This is a genomic window from Dermacoccus sp. Ellin185, assembly GCF_000152185.1.
Classification (GTDB): Bacteria; Actinomycetota; Actinomycetes; order Actinomycetales; family Dermatophilaceae; genus Dermacoccus; species Dermacoccus nishinomiyaensis.
In genome coordinates this window covers 118,558-134,894 of sequence record NZ_AEIQ01000056.1, presented here as the reverse complement: position 1 = coordinate 134,894, position 16,337 = coordinate 118,558, and the positions used below count along the sequence as shown (strand labels likewise).

Genomic DNA, 16,337 nt, shown 5'->3' with positions numbered 1-16,337 from the left:
ACCTCCCCCACGGTTTCGAGCCGGCCTCGAGCTCAGCATGGATCCTCCGCCGTGCCAGCACCGGCGAAGGCTTCCTATGGAGGAGCCAGGCTCACGACGACCCCGAGGGGCAGCTGTGGCACTGCACGGCCGATGGGTGGGCGAGCGAAGCTCGTCCGAGTGCGATGCCCGACGAAGTGAGCGTGTTCGACGTCCCGGCGAACGTCGCGATGTGGGTGTGCGGATTCCCCGAGGACGAGGTGCTGAACCGGCTCCGCACGGCTGGCGACGGAGAGCCCGATGAGCACGACTGGGCCTTCTCCACCAAGCAGTTCGAGTCGCAGGACGACGAGTTCTCTGGCTCCTGGGAGGCGCCGGCACGCCGGTATGTATGTGTCGACGGCAGGCGAGTCCATTTCGCCGAACCCAGCGGGGCCCCTTTCCTCACACAGAATGACGCTCCCGTGGGCGTCACACTCGCCACGTTCCACTGGGGAAGCGAAGACGGCATGATGAGCGGCGCATCCAGCTGGACCCTCACCCAGGTCAGCCCCACCCGCGCCATCGCGAGCGCCGACGGTGACGCCACCGCCCCGCCTGTCGAGATGGCCCTCTCCTCCGAGCGCCGCGGCGAAGTGGTCGCGCGCTGGCTGGCTGACGTCGAAGGTGGCACGATCGGAGTGCCGTTGGCCGCAGCGATCGAGCTCGAACCCTTCGACCCCGCCGGGCAGTTGCCCGACGCCGAACGTCGCTCGTGGGAGAGCCTCCTGGCCGATCTGCGCTCCGGGTACGGCACCACGCTCGAGTGCACCATCGCCCTCGACGGCGACGATCGAGAACACCTACGCAACATCCTCGCCGAGGATGACGAGTACCGCGCGATTCGCGACGCCCTGGCGGACCCGGCGAAGCACGATGAATGGCTGCGGGCACAACTTCAGCAAGACGATCCCTACGACCTGGACGACTGATCTGCGACCGTCAGCGTTTCTGCCGGCGTTCTCTCCTCGGCGCCCCTGGGCCGTAGTCGAGTTGCGGGTCGCGCCGCGCTGACCGCACGATCTCCTCGAGGTCGGCGTCGCCGGGGTCCTCCCAGTACGCCGCATGGCCCATGGCCGCGATCGTGCCCAGCCTCTGAGCCGGGTAGAGGACGCCGTCACGTTCGACGATGCGGGCCATGCCGCTGCCCAGACCCACGACATAGCGCCCGTCGCCCATGTTCGCCGTGAGCTCGAAGGTGTAGAAGTCCCCCGCGAGCCAGAGACACCCTGCGCCTCCGTCGCACTCGAGTTGCCCGCACTCTCCGCAACGGCGCACCGAGCCCGACGCGATGCGACGCGCCTCCCCTGCGTCGAACTCATCGACCCGCGTGACGGCGCGGACCCACGACACATCGCTGTCAGAGACCACGTCCGCCGCGTGGAGTTGCACGAGGTCCCCGATCACGACGGGAGCGCCGGCGTCGGACGTCCATGGCTCGTGGCTCCACACCCAGACGGCGTCACCACTCGGCACGCGCAGTTGGAGGAAGCCGTCGATGACCGACAGCACCTCCGCCTGGGCAGAATTGCTCGACGCATGCACCGACCGCATCCGTGGCGGGCCCATCTCGTGCCCGCCCCCGACCCAGCACTCGTGGTCGGGGCCGTATCCATTGATCCTCGTGATGTCCACTCGTCGACCTCTCGTCTCTCTCGGCGCGGGGCGCCACCCGTCAGCCCGGGTTGCGCTGCGTTCCTGACGTGTCTGCCAGCTCCGCCACGGCGTCGAACGCCAGGGCGCGGGCAGCGGGCGTGTAATCCTGTCCCGATCGTCGCAAGCGCCAGTCCTGTTCGACGTGCTCGAGCATGCGCATCATGGGCCACACGCACGGGCCGATGTCGCGCCAACGCGGCGGTGAGCCGTCGGGCATGCGCCATCCCACGTCCGCGATGAGTTCGCGGATCATCTCGTACGTGTGCTCCTGCGGAAAAGCTGAGGCGACGAGCAGCGCGTAGAGCGTTCGCGCGCAGGCCTCGAACTCGTCGGCTTTCGCCGGCACCAGCGCGGCAGCGAGGTCGCGCCACAACTGCTCCAACTCGCCCGCAGCAATCGCCTTCGCGACCAACTGGCCGCGCTTCGTCAGCACGAACTCACCGCGATAGTGACGCGCGTAGCCCATCGTCTTCAACGACTCACGCAGCGCCGTCACCGGCACGACATCCATCTCTCGACGGCTACTGCCGTGCGTCCAGATGCCTAGCGCGTCGACGATCCTGCCGACGGTGTCAGGCTTCAGGTAGCCCGCCTGCGTCAACGGCAACGGGCCCTCCGCGAGCATGCCGATGAGCGTCACCCACGAGCGCAACGCGTCGGCGCGCTCTGCGTCCGTCGGTTCGACATGCTCCTTGCGGGCCCGCGACACCGAACCGAGCAACACCACCTGCGCACGCGGCGACGCCCGCCGCAACGTCTGGCCGAGCATCGACGACGGATCCACCGCCCCCTCTTCGGCGATCCTCTGCAGAGCCTCGTTCTCCTTCGACAGCACGACGATCGCGGCGTTCGCCTCGTCGACCGAGAAGCGCGCCGGATCCCAGCCCGGCGGCACCCACTCGGCGTATTCCGGTGACAAGTTGCGCGCCTTGTGCCCCTGGACGAGCTCGTTGTACTGCCACGGTCCGCCCGAATCCTCCAACGGGCACGCGTTGCGACCGGCGACGCACTCCGCGAGCGGGCCGTCAGCGTCAGGTGTACCGCTCGTCGCGAGCTCGACGACCTTCTCGACCTTGATCGTGTGCACCCAGTCGTCACCGAAGTCATACACGTAGAACACGCGATCGCCGGGAGCGCGCAACACCTGATCGAGAACGACCTCGGTCTCGACGCCGGACGCCTCGTCGAGGTCATCACCCATCTCTACGTCTGCCACGCTCGCGAGGAACGGCCCACGCCAGACATCTTTCTTCGGCCCGAGCGTGAACCGGTGCAGATGCGCGTCCGCCCATCCGAGCGTCGCCTGGATGACGTCGTGGAACTGCGCCATCGTCACGTCGCTACGCACCTCGATACGGCGCCAAACAGCCGGCTTCACCTCGTCGACGTCGACGCGGACGGTGAGGAGCCGCACGCCGTCGCGTGCGGGCGGCAGCGTCACCTGCGGCCGCGGCGGCGGTGGCGTGAAGAACCGGCGCGCAACGCCTTCCGTCGAGCCTGCGGGCGCGCCCGCTGCGGGAAGGCCGAACGCCGCACCGGGCGCGCTGGCAGCGCCTGACGCCGGCTGCCCGCCGTCGGCTTGCGGCGGCAACCCGAGCTCACGGGCGACGTCAGGCCAGTTCTCCTCGTCGTTCAACTGCTCACGAAACGACTGGATGAACGCCTCGACCGACGGGTCGTCAAAATCAGCCATGCCCCATCGTGTCATCGCGGCCCCGGTTCGATGGGACAGCCGTCGCGACCTTCGCCACCCCGGTCACTCTCAACGAGAACCGAGGCTCCGCGATCAGCACATGACCCGGCGCTCCGAACGGGTCAGACACCGATAAGGGCGTTCTTCCCGATAGCCCGCTCAGCAGGGAGCGACCTGGCACGATGAGGCGAATGGAATACTTCAACCCGCCTCCTGGCTGGCCCCCGACGCCCCACGCCTGGCGACCGTCCCAAGGTTGGCAGCCGGACCCTCGCTGGCCAGACGCCCCCGCAGACTGGCCCTTTTGGGTCGACGAATCCCGACGCCCTGTCGCTGGACCCGAGGGCCTGTATGGCGCGGAATCATCTCCCTCGTGGCGCGATGCCCGTGAACGAATCGGCGGCGCCCTCCGCTCCCTCGACGCCAATACGGCAGAAGCCAGACGCGCGGCGGCGAGCACGGCGGCGGAAGCCACGCGAACGGCCCGAAACACGGCCGCGAACCTGCGCCAGCGCTACGAGAACCGGGGCGCAGACGACCAGGCCCCAACTGTTCCAGAGCCAACGCAGCCCGTGACGCAAACCCGGGCTCACAACCTGCCGCAGTCGATCCCACGCTCCTGGCCCCGTCAGACACCAAGTGGGGCTACGGTGGCGGCCTCGTCGACGGCGTCAACCGCCAACCGAACGGGCCTTCTGAAAAAGGTCGGAATGGGAGGCGCTGGTCTCGTCCTTGTCTCATTGCTCGTCGCGCAGTGCAATGGCGGCTCAGGCGCCAGTTCGAATCCGTCAGTCTCCGCGTCATCGGCTACGACAACCGCCACTCAGTCGAGCGTGGCGCCATCTCGGACAACCCCCACGACGAGCACCGCCGCCAGCACGGCGAGCACGGCCGAGACCAGCCAGGAACGAGATACCTCGGACAGCACGCGTTCCCGAACAACACCCGTCACCCCGCGGGCCGCGACAACGCGATCAACAGCACCGACTCGCAACGAAACGCCCGCGACCAGCGAGCCCATTGCACCCGTGGTGCCGCAAAGGACGGACGAGCCCGACACCCCAGACGCCGAACCCACTGGCTCCGCCAGCTACAGCAACTGTAGGCAGGTCAAGGCAGCAGGGGCTGCTCCGCTCTACGCCGGCCAACCTGGGTACAGCCGCAAGCTCGATCGTGATGGAGACGGAGTCGCCTGCGAGAAGTGATCCTCATCCGAGAAATCGCAAACCCGTGAGCGTTCGCCAGACTGAGGATAGAGGTGCATGCCGTAACGCTGACGCGGGCGCTACTCGGCCAGCGAGCCGTACCTCAACACGTGATCGTCAGCGCCGCCCGAACACTCGGGCAGGTGCAGTTCGATGAGTTTCGCGAGCGTCAGCACGTAATGGCGCGCGCAGAAGAGTTGCGCGTCGCCGCCGCCGGCGTGCTCGGCGAACACGACGTAGTGCGTCGGGGTCTCGGTGCACACGCACTCGTTCCACGTGCAGCGGGTGCTATCGCCGTCGTCGAACTCGTCGAACCCGGTGTCGCCCAAGTCGAGTTCGTGCGTCACGTTCGTCATGCCAGCTCCTTCATCGTCGCTTCGACAGCGCCGACGCCGCGCGCCAATTCGTCACGCGTCAGTTCCTCGTCGGTGTTGAACCAGCGCGCCCACTTCAACCGGAAATCCTGCTCGGCACGCCTGCGCGCGACGCTCGTCTCGGCCTCTTCGGCGCGGAACACGAAGCTCGCTCCGTCCGCATCCGTCGACACCGTGACGAACGAATCCTCCACGGGCACAGCGATACCCGACACCATGCCTTGTGCGCGCACGGCTATCCACCGGCGAGACGCGGGTACATCGTCCGCGAACTCGTCGGCGACGAACGGCGCCACCTCACCCCATGCGAGCGCCCGCTCGACGGCGAACGCTGACACCTGACCGCCCCCTTCGGAGTAACCCCACACGTACGCCGAGCCGACACCGCCGTCCGCCGTCGTGAACCACGTCTGCGCCGACTCGACGTCGGGCTTCACCGCGAGCCACTTCACGACGATCTGCGATGGATCGTCGTCGGACGTCTCGTGGTACTGGTGCAACAGGCCGTCCTCATCCTGCGCACGCTTGGCCTCGAGCCAGCCAGCCGCGTCGAACGCGACGATCTCGAACGGCACGAGCGGCTTCGGCGAGAGCCGTGCCACCCACTCGCGAATCGCCGCAACACTGTCGAACACCGACAGCAGCGCTGTCTGCTCGCCCATCGCGACGACGTCAGCCTCCGCGCGCTCGAGTTGCGAGTCGACGTCGTCGCCCGCCCACTCATCGCTACGCGGCTCCGACGCCATGAGCGCATCACGACGCTGCAGCCACGCGAACCATGCGACGAGCGGCTGTGCATCGTCGCCGGTCTCGAACGTCAGGTCGTCGCGGAACCTGACGACCGCCCCTGCGTCATGGCACACGAACGTCGGCTCGCCGGCCGGTCCGCCGTCGACGGATGCGAGGCACAGCTCGTACGTGACGAGTTCGCGCTCCTCGTCGTAGGCATCGAGACGCCACAGCCCCGGCAGCTCCACCGCGTCCGCGTCGTCGTCTTGACTGGTGACGGCGATGAGATCCGACGGCGTCACCCGCGCCCACTGCGGCTGCTCACCCTGCGGCCACCAAGCCTGCTGCGGCCCGGCCTCCTGCACCCGACGCGCCTCACCCCACGTCACACTCACGCCATCCACCCCTCGTCGCTCGATGACCGACTCATTCGGCCCGCTCACAACGTAGCCCCCAGCGGTGACAACCCCCACACCATCGCGATGGAGGGCTCTTGATCGGGGCGCAGCAGACCTCGTCATCAGCGGCCAGCGCCGAACCGCGAGACACGAACACCCCCGCGCCTCGCCGCGCTCCCGCCGGGCCCCGCTAGGTGGGCGCGGTAAGTATGAGTTCGGTTGTAAGATCAGCCCCCACAACCCCGATGAAGAGCTGTGGACCGTTGCAGCGCGACGCTCTTGCGTTGAACTCATGATCCGCCGCGCACTATGAGTTCAGCTTTGAGCCCCTCAGTCAGGCACCTCGACGAACGTCGTCACCGTCGTGACGGCTGGTCGGCGCGGCGTCGAGCTGAATCCGAAACCGGGCTCAGGGGTGACGTCCGCGAGCGCCCCGACGTCATCGCCCGCCCACGTGCCGCGCACGGCCGTGACGGCGCGCAGATCCTGCGCGAGATAGAACTCGCGACGCCCGTTTCCGGCCGTCCCCGCCGTGCGAACCCCCGGCATGAGCACGCGCGCGAACGGGTCGATCGCGCGTGCCGTGCCCGGGTGAACGAGCGCCCCACGAATCGGCCACAGCGGCCACGCGAGCGCGAGACGACGACCGAACGTCAGGCTCAGATCCAACTCACCGGCCATGATGTTCCACGTGAAACCAGCCCCCGTGGCGCCGTCGATCGCGACGTCGACGACCGTCACGTCGTCGAACTGATAGGTCGCACAGACGTATTCGGCCACCTCGTCGTTCGGGGCGAGCAGCTCCCGTCGCCCGTCGGGGTGCGCCACCATGACGTCCGCGAACGATCCCAACGGCGAGCGCGACCACCGTCCGACGACGAAACGTCGACCCGACGTCGTCCCCACGCCGGCGATGTGCCCGTCGAACCTGTCGCGTCTCATGCGTCCACCATCACTCATGCCCCCATCGTCCCTGTTCCGCCGCGCCACGTCACCCACCCCGACGTCGGGCACCCGCGATGTCGACGAAACGCCCAGGCAAGCGTGGGTGATCTCACGATGCTGCTGGTCGCAGCCCCCCAGCGCGCCGGGGGATAATTCGAGGCACCCCCACCGACGAAACCGACGAAAGAGGCTTGATGTCGACGTCCCCCGCACCACGAGGTACCTACCGCGCGGAGGACGGCACGCCCGTCGAGTTCGCCGACGCCCTGAAGGTCTGGACGCGCATCGCCTACGAGCGGCTGCAGCAGGTCGCGACGCACTACAACGGCCTCATCACCTACAAGGAGCTCGCACAGCACGTGCAGCGCGAATCGGGCATCCACACCTCGTCGACGCCGGCGAACATGGTCGGCAAGATCCTCGAACTGTGCGCCGTGCAGGCCGCCACCGCCGGCGACCCGCCCCTGACGTCGCTGTGCCTCAAGACCGACGGCACCGTCGGCACCGCCTACTGGCGCACGCCCATCGCCGAGGGCCTGACGATGCCAGAACTCGTCGGCGAACCCGACGTCGAAGCGGACGCCGCCGAACACCGCCTCATGTGCTACCGCGCCTACGCCACCGACCTGCCCGAGAGCGGCGGCGTCGCACGCATCCCCGAACAGGTCATCGTGCGCCGCGAACGCGCCGACCGCGCCGCCGAACGCACCCGCGCCGCCAAGCGCGAGGACGAACCGCAGCCCGTCTGCCCGTCATGCTTCACCCAGCTGCCCGCCAGCGGCGTGTGCTGGCAGTGCGACTGAACCGCCACCAGGACGTGTGAACGCCCCGTCGACGGATGCTGTCGGCGGGGCGTCGTCCGTCCGCCCGGGGCTGCGCGCGCCTCGGACTCAGACGTGTGTGAGTCAGGCGTGCTCGTTCTGGCGCTTACCGCGGAAGTGCCTGACGACGAAGAAGGCGATGATGCCGACGAGCAGGGCGATGCCGATCCAGTTCGCGTAACGCTCGACCGACTTGTACTGGCTGCCGGCGATGTAGCCGATGAGGACGAACGCCGTCGCCCAGATCGACCCGCCGAGCGCGTTCCAGAACACGAATTTCACGTACGGCAACCCGCTCATGCCCGCGGCACCGGGGATGAGGGCGCGCAGCGCGGCGGTGAAACGCCCGAAGAACACCGATTTGCCGCCGTGACGGCGCAGCGCGTCCTTCGCGTTCTCCATCTTGCGCTTGTCGAGCAGGCGGTCGGGCAGCTTGCTCAGGATCTGCTCACCCCAACGCTTGCCGACCTCGTAGCCGATCGAGTCGCCGATGACGGCCCCCGCGATCGACGCCACGAGCACCGCCCACACGGGTAACTTCCCCTGATTCGCGACGACCCCCGCGAGCACGACGCCGATCTCACCCGGCACGACCACACCGACGAACGCCGACGCCTCGAGCGCAGGAAAGAGGAACGCGCACACGAGGACGAGCCACGGCGGCAGGTTGAGGATGAACTCGAAGATGCTCGACACGAGGGCACAGCGTACGGCTCCGCACTGCAAGCCGCCCGCGAGCGCCGCGCTGCCGCATCGGCCACGCATCGTCCGCGCGGCGACGTCGCACCCCGCGCCCACCCCGCCATCCGCGCCGCAGTTGCACGCGAACACCGTTGCGCGACAGGCTGGAAACAACCAGGTGGCATCAGCCACGACCCCGCGCGAAGGAGCATGGTCATGACAGCGAACACGTACGACGTCAAGGGCAAGGTCGTCATCGTGACGGGCGCCGGCACCGGCATCGGCGCCGCCATCACCGATGCGTTCCTCGACAACGGCGCCACCGTCGTCGTCGCCGGGCGCCGCAAGGAGAAGCTCGACGAGGTCATCGCCGGGCGCGACAACGCCCTCGCCGTGCAGACCGACGTGTCGAAGCACGACGACGTCGCCGCCCTCGTCAAGACGGCCGTCGACACGTACGGCCACCTCGACGTCGTCATCAACAACGCCGGCCAGCACGTCGGCGGTGACGTCACCGAGACGAGCGACGAAGACTTCGCCGCCGCCTACGGCACCAACGTCGACGGCTTCTTCTACATGCTCAAGGAAGCGCTGCCCGAACTGGCGAAGACGAACGGCTCGATCACCGTCATCACGAGCGTCAGCGGCATCGGCGGCGACTGGGGCCAGCCCGTCTACAACTCGACGAAGTACGCGCTCAACGGCCTCATCCAGAGCGCCGCCCTCGACTGGGGCGCCAAGGGCGTGCGCATCAACGGCATCGCGCCCGCCTTCACCAAGACGCCGATGACGGCGGACATGGCCGGCAGCGACGACGACCTGCAGCCCTTCGTCGACCGCCTCGCGCTCGGCCGCGTCGGTGTGCCCGAGGATCTCGCCGGCATCGCGCTGTTCCTGTCGACCAAGGACGCTCAGTACATCACCGGCCAGATCATCCCCGTCGACGGCGGCACGACCGCTTCCAACGGCCAGCCGCGCCGCTGACGCATCGGCGGCTCTCCTCGAGCGAATGACGGGGAGAGCCGCTGCGGTTCACGGCTCTTCGCTTGCTTGCGTGGTTGGTCTCGGCAGCTCGTCGGCTCGTCGACGCCGGGTTCGTCGGCGTTGGTGACGACCGCGTGTGGGTACTCGTCGGAGCGCATGCCGCCCCTTCTCGAGGCGAGCCAGCACGAACGTCGCGTGAACCTTGGGTACTGCACACGCCGAACCACCACGCGGCGCCCACGTGTGATGTGCTCATGGTGAACCCACAGGCAGCACGCTGACCCCGGGAGACAACATGACCCGTACCCGCTCACTCGCCCTCGCGTCGTTCGGTGCGCTGACGCTCGCCCTGGCGGCATGCGGCGGCTCCGGCGACACGACCGCCGACTCCACGCCACCCAGCGCGACGAGCACCTCGCCCTCACCGAGTTCCTCGACGTCAGCCTCCTCGAGCACCTCGACGCCAGCTGCCGCTACGTCGACATCGTCGTCCGCGACATCGTCGTCCTCAGCAGCTACCAGCGCGAGCGCGTCGTCAGGTCCCTCGGAACCGTCCGCGACGTCGCCCTCCCCGGCCGGTTCTTCGTCCCGAGCATCGAACACCGCGCGATCGTCGGCCCCTGCCACCGTCGCTGGTGTCCCCACCGTCAGCACGACCGTCTGGCCCGACGCATCGTGGAACGTGCCGACCCTCGACAACGACGGCTGCAGCATGGGCTTCGATTCGTCCTCACCCAGCGCCGATGTGAGCCCCTACTCCAAGACCGGCAAGTCCTTCACGTGCGGGGCGATCGCCGCCGGTCTCATCGCGTGCCAGAAGGAGAAGGCGACCGGAAACGTGCTGTGCCTGCAGAGCCTCGAACAGAAGATGGCGGTTCGGTTCCCGTCGAACGTGTCGAAGATCCGGCCGCGCGACCCCGGCGAGCAGCCGACTCCCCTGCAGGTGAAGCTCGCCAACGGGGCCACGTGTTCTGCAGCGTCGCACGACCAGACGACGCACTACCAAGACCGTCGCAGCTGGCTTTACTGCGACAGCGCCGGCGACGCAGTCCTGTTGCTGCCCAAGGATTTCGACCCTACGAAGGGTGCTGGGCAGAAATACTTCGACAAGACCAACGCGACGTGGACGGCGCAGTACAGCGTCAACAACATGGCCCCGAAGACGGTGGCCGTGACGAATGTCGTCTACGCACCGTGACCGCGGTGCGACGTCATGGGCGGTGCTGACGCGCGCCGACCGCGGCGCCCGCGCTGCCCGGCAAGCACCGGCAGAAGACCGACGAAGAAGGCGCGCACGAGGGCGTTGATTCCAATTTGCGTGGGCCCATGAGATCACTGGATCCCACCTCGCAGGGTGAGTAGAACTACTCACGGCCGAGGGATGATCTAGACGTCTGCATCACGCGCATGGAAGGACAAGTGACGTGGCGAAGAACCAGGACAAGCGTGGCTCGAACGACGACCCGGGCCCGTCGGTCAAGGACGACGAGATGTACGAGGCGCTGCGGCGCGAGGGCAACAGCAAGGAGAAGTCGGCCCGCATCGCCAACGCGGCCGCGAACTCGTCACGCAGCGCCGTTGGTCGCAAGGGCGGCGAGCACGGCAGCTACGACGACTGGACCGTCGACGAACTGCGTGAGCGCGCCCGCGAACTCGAGGTCGAGGGCCGCAGCACGATGACGAAGGACGAACTCATCGAGGCCCTGCGCGACGGGTGACGCCCGGCGCTCAGACGGCGGTTTCGACTGGACGCCCACCGTCTCGGCTGCCTCTCGGCGGATCGCCCACCTCGGCGCGCCGTTCGGGCAGCCGAGCGCGAGACCTCGCTCTCACATGTCATGAGGCACTCAGCGGGCGTTCTGGCGGCGTGCCTAGGCTGGGGACAAATCCGTTGTTCTCCAAGCGAATCGGGGTCAGCATGAGCACCATCACGACGAAGATCGCCGACACGCTGGGCAAGCTGCCGGATCAGACGGCCGCCTTCCTCGCGGACGGTTACCTGTTCCAGAGCCGCGTCCGCGAGGCGCGCGGGCGCGACGCCGGCGACGGGCGTCCGCTCGGTCTGCGCATGCTCGGCAAACCAGCCCTCCTCGTGCGCGGGCGCGAAGGCGTCGAGCTGTTCTACGACACGACCCGCATGAAGCGTGACGGCGCGATGCCGCTGCCCATCCGCGGCCCTCTGTTCGGCAAGGGCGCCGTCCACGGCCTCGACGACGACGAGCACCGTCACCGCAAGGCCATGTTCGTGCGCATCGCGTACGACGACGCTCAGGTGCGCCGTCTCATGCCGTACCTCGAGGACGAGATGCGCAAGACGCTGGAGCGCTGGGTCGAGGCACCCGGCACGGTGTACGACGGCAGCGTCATCACATACGGACGGGCCGCGCTGCGCTGGGCCGGCATCCCCGGTGACGACGCCGAGCTCGACGTCTGGGCCGAGCGCCTCGGCCAGATCGTCGACGGGTTCGGCAAGAAGAGCCCCGCCCACGTCGAGGCGTGGCTCAACCGCCGCCGCTGCGACGCGTGGGCCGCCGACCTCGTCGCGCGCACGCGTCGCGGTGAGATCACGCCCGCCGATGGCACCGCGCTCGCTGAGGTCGCCAAGCAGACCCACCTCGACGGCTCCCTGCTCGACGAGCACACGGCCGGAGTCGAACTGCAGAACGCCACTCGACCGACGATTGCGGTCGCGCGTTTCGCCGCCTTCGCGGCGCGTGCGCTCGTCGAGCATCCCGAGTACCGCGAGCGCATCGCGGGCGAGGTGGTTTCACGTGGAACGTTGCTCGGGAATCCGACGGCCGTCGCGTTCGCGCAGGAGGTGCGTCGCACGTCGCCGTTCGTCCCGATGCTGCCGGCGTTCGCGCGCGACACGTTCGAATGGGGCGGGCAGAAGATCCGCAAGGGCCAGCGCGTGCTCATCGACGTGCTCGGCACGAACACCGACCCCAGCGGCTGGGAGCGCGCAGACAGCTTCGAGCCGGAGCGCTTCCTCGGGGTCGAGGACGCCGAGCAGATCGAGAACTTCATCCCGCAGGGCGGCGGCGACGTCGCGACCGGGCACCGCTGCCCCGGCGAGAAGATCGCCGTGACGGCACTGTCGGTGACGATCTCCGGTCTGTGCACGCCCGGTGTCGAGATCGACCCCAAGGGTCTCGACTTTTCCTGGACGCAGCTGCCCACGATGCCGGGCAACGGCGCCCGGGTGCGCGTCACCCGTCAGGCCTGACAGGACGAGCAGATCCTCCGAATCGGACGCCGGGCCGGGCCGCCGCAGCGCGACTCGGCGCGGCGTTCGGCGTCTTGCCGACGGTGGGGGTTTCGCCGACGCCGGGCGGCAGCCGTCAGCCCCTGGCCGGCTGCGGTGCGCCGGGGTAACGCCAGTTGAAGACGACGTTGCCGGAGCCGTCGACGCACTTCGCCGGCGCGGCACCCTGCGTCACCATGATGTCCGGATTGTGCGAGCACGTGTAGGCGTCGATGCGCGCCTCGCTGCCCTTGGCTGACGCGGGCGTCGCCTCGTACTTCTGCATGGCCGAGCGCGCTTCGACGCACGTCACGCCGTGCCGGTCATAGATACGTGAGGACCCCGCGTAGCAGTCCGTGGCGTCGGGCCTCGACATCTTCTCCGGCGGCAACGAGGAGGCGGAGCCGCCCAGGTCGATCGAGGCGCGGCCGATGGGCTCGTCGGCCGAACCGGATGCGGCCGACGGCGCCGACCCGCTCGGCGTCGCGTCGGCGGCGTCACTCTTCGCCGAATCGGTGGCCTTCGACACGGCGTCCTCGACGGCGCCGCACCCGGTCAGCATGACGGTGAGCGCCGCGGCCAGCGCGACGCCTCCCCTGCGCATGTGGTTCATTTTTCTTTCCCTCCCCGTGGCTTGATCGGGAGATATCGTCGCAAAGACTGGCGTACACGGCCAATGTCGCCGTCGGCGTTTTCCCTGCGTTTCACGTGAAACATCGCTCATACTTCGCTGAGAACGCCGTGCCACGACGACCGAAGGAGGCCCCGTGCCTGAGGGCGACACCGTCATGTGGGCTGCGGCGCGCCTCAACCGCGCCCTGCTCGGGCAACGCCTGACGCGCACCGATCTGCGCACGCCGCGGCTCGCGACGGTTGATCTCTCGGGGCGCGAGTGCCTGCCCGTCGTCACGCACGGCAAGCACATGCTGCATCGGCTCGAGGGTGGCGTGACGATCCACTCCCACTTCAAGATGGAGGGCCGCTGGAGCCTGCTGCCAGCCCCGTCGACCCTCCAGGGACGCGCCGCTGCCGGCGCCGAGGCCGACGTCCGACGCGCCGTCACCGCCCACACGACGCGGGCGCTGCTCTACACCCCGCGGACGCTCGCCGTCGGCTCGAAGCTCGGGGTGCTCGACGTCCTCGAGACCGCGCGCGAGTGCGACGTCGTCGGGCACCTCGGGCCCGATCTGCTCGCCGATGACTGGGACGGCGGCGGGCGCGGGCGGGCGCTGGACAACCTGCGCGCACAGCCCGAACGCCCGGTCGGTGAGGCGTTGCTCGACCAGCGGCTCGTCGCCGGTCTCGGCACATTCTGGATCAGCGAGATGCTGTGGGTGCACCGCATCCTGCCGTGGACGCAACTCGCCGCGATGCCGGACGGGGTGCTCGAGGCGGTGCTCGACGACGCGCGACGCCTCATGCTCGTCAGCGGACGCACCGGGGTGCAATCGTCGACGGGTGACGCCCGCGCGGGGCAGGACCGCTACGTCCACGCCCGGTCGGGGATGGCGTGCCTGCGCTGCAACGACACGATCCGCGTCGCGATGGCCGGCGACCCCGGGCGCGAGCGGACCCTGTTCAGCTGCCCGACGTGCCAGGGCGGTCTGGCACCGAACGACGACGGCCGGCCACAGGGCGTGCTGCGCGAGCGCAAGAAGACGGGCAAACGCTACAAGGGATGACGGTGCAACGTGGGGGTGCGGCATCCACCCTCACGGGTCATTGCCGACGGTGCTCGCGCACGGGTAGCGTCCTGAACAAGCCAGTGCTGCACCACTGTTCGCCACATTTTCCGGATCGCCCGACGTGCCAGGAGGCCCGCGATGACCGACAAGAAAACCGATCAGTACACGTTCACCAACCCCGTCACGCAGTACCCCTCGAACAACTTTCCCAAGCAGGAGCTGACGTGGCCCGGGCTCGACGCGAAGCTGACGCCGAAGGCCGATCACGGCGAGGACACCTACCGCGGCACCGGCCGTCTCCAGGGGCGCAAGGCCCTCGTCACGGGGGCAGACTCCGGCATCGGGCGCGCCGTCGCCATCGCCTACGCGCGTGAGGGCGCCGACGTCGCGCTCAGCTACCACCCGCGCGAGGAGAAGGACGCCGCCGAGGTCGCGAAGTTCGTCGAGGACGCCGGGCGTCAGGCCCACCTGCTGCCGGGCGACATCAGCGAGGAGGGGACCGCGCGTCAACTCGTGCGTGACGCCGTCGACAAGCTCGGTGGGCTCGACATCCTCGTCAACAATGCCGGCTTCCAGCAGGCGCAGGCCGACATCGCCGACATCACGAGCGAGCAGTTCGACCAGACGCTCAAGACGAACGTCTACGCAATGTTCTGGATCACTCAGGAGGCGCTGCCGCACATGCCGGCCGGCTCCACCATCATCAACACGACCTCGATCCAGGCCTACGGCCCGAGCGAGCACCTGCTCGACTACGCGACGACGAAGGCCGCGATCAACACGTTCAGCAAGGCTCTGGCTGCGCAGCAGGGGCCGAAGGGCATCCGCGTCAACGCCGTCGCACCGGGCCCGTTCTGGACGCCGCTGCAGGTCTCCGGCGGGCAGTTCCAGGAGAACATCCCCGAGTTCGGCCAGAACACGCCCCTCGGGCGCGCAGGCCAGCCCGCAGAGCTCGCAGGTGCGTACGTATACCTCGCGAGCGCCGAGTCGGGATACGTCTCCGGCGAGACGCTCAACGTCAACGGGGGCATGGTCAGCCCGTGACCGCGGCGGCCCTTCTCTGAGCTCGTTCGTCGCGGCGCCCCCTCACGTCAGGGGGCGCCGCGATGGCGTGAGAACCGCGTCGTTCCGGGGTTGTCGGTGCTCACTCGTACGGTGAAGTCATCGCCGCAGGAGACGGCGACGCGCCGCTCACGAGGTGGCGCGCGACCAGCAACGGGAAGTGGCTCACATGCCTGCACCGAGCGTTGTCCCCCCGCCCGCGCGGCGCGGTTTCGCCGTCGTCGACGTGGAGACGAGCGGGCTCGACCCGCTGCGGCACCGCGTCATCGAGGTGGCGGTGACGCAGCTGACGCCGTCAGGAGGCCTGGAGCGCGAGTGGAGTTCGCTCGTGCGAGCCCGCGGGGGCACCGGGCCCGTGCACATCCACGGGTTGAGCGATTACGACGTGCGCGACGCACCCGGTTTCGCCGACCTGGTCGACGAACTGAGCGAACTGCTCGATGGGCGCATCCTCGTCGCCCACAACGCGGCGTTCGACTGGGCGTTCCTCGCTGCGGAGGCGCGCCGCGCCGGGCGTGAGCTGCCCGTCAGCGAACGCCTGTGCACGTGGCATCTCGCGCGGGGGCTCGAGCTGCCGACCGACAACCTGCGTCTCGGCACGCTCGCCGAGTACTGGAGCATCCCCGTCGAGAACGCGCATCGCGCCGGTGACGACGTGCGCGTGCTCGTCGAGGTGCTGCGACGCTGTCTCGACGAGGCGGGGCGCCGCGCTGCGCCGCTGCCGCTCGAGGAGTGCGCCGCGCTGCCGCGATGGTGGCGCACGCAGATCCGGTGGCAGCGGTTGCGTCGGCGGCTGCGAAAACGGCGGGCCGGGCGGCGTCGATCGTCGCGCTGACTAGACT

19 protein-coding genes are annotated in these 16,337 nt (G+C 68.8%); 10 read left to right on the top strand and 9 right to left on the bottom strand.

The window, feature by feature from the left end:
- Positions 1–164: 164 nt before the first annotated feature.
- A complete protein-coding gene (locus tag HMPREF0321_RS05445; protein ID WP_040014507.1) occupies positions 165–950 on the top strand; it encodes a hypothetical protein in 786 nt (261 codons plus the stop codon).
- A gap of 10 nt (positions 951–960) precedes the next feature.
- On the opposite strand, the gene HMPREF0321_RS05440 is transcribed toward HMPREF0321_RS05445, so the two are convergent.
- From HMPREF0321_RS05440 to HMPREF0321_RS16725, 3 genes are all read right to left on the bottom strand, one after another.
- Complete coding sequence (locus HMPREF0321_RS05440) at positions 961–1,653, bottom strand: hypothetical protein (protein ID WP_006944682.1); 693 nt, start codon at positions 1,651–1,653, stop codon at positions 961–963.
- Between the two features lie 40 nt (positions 1,654–1,693).
- Positions 1,694–3,367, bottom strand: a complete 1,674-nt coding sequence (locus HMPREF0321_RS05435) for a plasmid pRiA4b ORF-3 family protein (protein WP_006944614.1) — start codon at positions 3,365–3,367, stop codon at positions 1,694–1,696.
- An 823-nt stretch (positions 3,368–4,190) separates the two neighbouring features.
- Positions 4,191–4,388 carry a hypothetical protein gene (locus HMPREF0321_RS16725; RefSeq protein WP_038566383.1) on the bottom strand — a complete coding sequence of 66 codons (198 nt, stop codon included), beginning with the start codon at positions 4,386–4,388 and terminating at the stop codon, positions 4,191–4,193.
- Positions 4,389–4,395: 7 nt separating this feature from the next.
- Here HMPREF0321_RS16725 and HMPREF0321_RS15440 point away from each other — a divergent pair, with 7 nt between their 5' ends.
- Positions 4,396–4,572: an excalibur calcium-binding domain-containing protein gene (locus HMPREF0321_RS15440; protein ID WP_235006050.1), complete on the top strand. Its 177-nt coding sequence runs from the start codon at positions 4,396–4,398 to the stop codon at positions 4,570–4,572.
- A gap of 80 nt (positions 4,573–4,652) precedes the next feature.
- Here HMPREF0321_RS15440 and HMPREF0321_RS05425 read toward each other — a convergent pair whose 3' ends face one another.
- The 3 genes from HMPREF0321_RS05425 to HMPREF0321_RS05415 form a co-directional block, all read right to left on the bottom strand.
- Positions 4,653–4,928, bottom strand: coding sequence for a hypothetical protein (locus tag HMPREF0321_RS05425; protein WP_006944769.1), 276 nt, complete (start codon positions 4,926–4,928; stop codon positions 4,653–4,655).
- Positions 4,925–6,070 carry a hypothetical protein gene (locus tag HMPREF0321_RS05420; protein ID WP_006944777.1) on the bottom strand — a complete coding sequence of 382 codons (1,146 nt, stop codon included), beginning with the start codon at positions 6,068–6,070 and terminating at the stop codon, positions 4,925–4,927. The genes HMPREF0321_RS05425 and HMPREF0321_RS05420 overlap by 4 nt, the downstream gene beginning before the upstream one ends.
- Positions 6,071–6,403: 333 nt before the next feature.
- Positions 6,404–7,015: a hypothetical protein gene (locus HMPREF0321_RS05415; RefSeq protein WP_040014505.1), complete on the bottom strand. Its 612-nt coding sequence runs from the start codon at positions 7,013–7,015 to the stop codon at positions 6,404–6,406.
- 197 nt (positions 7,016–7,212) lie between these two features.
- On the opposite strand from HMPREF0321_RS05415, the gene HMPREF0321_RS14755 reads away from it, so the two are divergent.
- The gene (locus tag HMPREF0321_RS14755; protein ID WP_006944651.1) at positions 7,213–7,821 is read left to right on the top strand and encodes a hypothetical protein; all 609 of its coding nucleotides are present in this window, start codon (positions 7,213–7,215) and stop codon (positions 7,819–7,821) included.
- Positions 7,822–7,923: 102 nt separating this feature from the next.
- Here HMPREF0321_RS14755 and HMPREF0321_RS05405 read toward each other — a convergent pair whose 3' ends face one another.
- Positions 7,924–8,535 carry a DedA family protein gene (locus tag HMPREF0321_RS05405; protein ID WP_040014542.1) on the bottom strand — a complete coding sequence of 204 codons (612 nt, stop codon included), beginning with the start codon at positions 8,533–8,535 and terminating at the stop codon, positions 7,924–7,926.
- A 201-nt stretch (positions 8,536–8,736) separates the two neighbouring features.
- Between HMPREF0321_RS05405 and HMPREF0321_RS05400 the strand changes: the two genes are divergently transcribed.
- A complete protein-coding gene (locus HMPREF0321_RS05400; RefSeq protein WP_006944741.1) occupies positions 8,737–9,504 on the top strand; it encodes an SDR family NAD(P)-dependent oxidoreductase in 768 nt (255 codons plus the stop codon).
- Positions 9,505–9,756: 252 nt separating this feature from the next.
- Here HMPREF0321_RS05400 and HMPREF0321_RS05395 read toward each other — a convergent pair whose 3' ends face one another.
- A complete protein-coding gene (locus HMPREF0321_RS05395; protein WP_139023558.1) occupies positions 9,757–10,107 on the bottom strand; it encodes a hypothetical protein in 351 nt (116 codons plus the stop codon).
- 79 nt (positions 10,108–10,186) lie between these two features.
- On the opposite strand from HMPREF0321_RS05395, the gene HMPREF0321_RS05390 reads away from it, so the two are divergent.
- The 3 genes from HMPREF0321_RS05390 to HMPREF0321_RS05380 all read left to right on the top strand — a co-directional run bounded on the left by HMPREF0321_RS05390 (position 10,187) and on the right by HMPREF0321_RS05380 (position 12,730).
- Positions 10,187–10,702, top strand: coding sequence for a hypothetical protein (locus HMPREF0321_RS05390; protein ID WP_139023557.1), 516 nt, complete (start codon positions 10,187–10,189; stop codon positions 10,700–10,702).
- 292 nt (positions 10,703–10,994) lie between these two features.
- Positions 10,995–11,222 carry a Rho termination factor N-terminal domain-containing protein gene (locus HMPREF0321_RS05385; RefSeq protein ID WP_050786487.1) on the top strand — a complete coding sequence of 76 codons (228 nt, stop codon included), beginning with the start codon at positions 10,995–10,997 and terminating at the stop codon, positions 11,220–11,222.
- Positions 11,223–11,422: 200 nt separating this feature from the next.
- Positions 11,423–12,730 carry a cytochrome P450 gene (locus tag HMPREF0321_RS05380; protein ID WP_006944672.1) on the top strand — a complete coding sequence of 436 codons (1,308 nt, stop codon included), beginning with the start codon at positions 11,423–11,425 and terminating at the stop codon, positions 12,728–12,730.
- Between the two features lie 115 nt (positions 12,731–12,845).
- Here the strand turns inward: HMPREF0321_RS05380 and HMPREF0321_RS05375 are convergent, their stop codons facing one another.
- Positions 12,846–13,361: a hypothetical protein gene (locus HMPREF0321_RS05375; protein WP_006944684.1), complete on the bottom strand. Its 516-nt coding sequence runs from the start codon at positions 13,359–13,361 to the stop codon at positions 12,846–12,848.
- Between the two features lie 154 nt (positions 13,362–13,515).
- Between HMPREF0321_RS05375 and HMPREF0321_RS05370 the strand changes: the two genes are divergently transcribed.
- The 3 genes from HMPREF0321_RS05370 to HMPREF0321_RS05360 all read left to right on the top strand — a co-directional run bounded on the left by HMPREF0321_RS05370 (position 13,516) and on the right by HMPREF0321_RS05360 (position 16,330).
- Positions 13,516–14,430: a DNA-formamidopyrimidine glycosylase family protein gene (locus HMPREF0321_RS05370; RefSeq protein ID WP_006944653.1), complete on the top strand. Its 915-nt coding sequence runs from the start codon at positions 13,516–13,518 to the stop codon at positions 14,428–14,430.
- Between the two features lie 141 nt (positions 14,431–14,571).
- A complete protein-coding gene (locus HMPREF0321_RS05365) occupies positions 14,572–15,477 on the top strand; it encodes a glucose 1-dehydrogenase (RefSeq protein WP_006944700.1) in 906 nt (301 codons plus the stop codon).
- 187 nt (positions 15,478–15,664) lie between these two features.
- Positions 15,665–16,330 (top strand): exonuclease domain-containing protein, encoded by a 666-nt coding sequence (locus HMPREF0321_RS05360; protein ID WP_006944622.1) that lies wholly within the window; start codon positions 15,665–15,667, stop codon positions 16,328–16,330.
- The last annotated feature ends 7 nt before the right edge of the window (positions 16,331–16,337 follow it).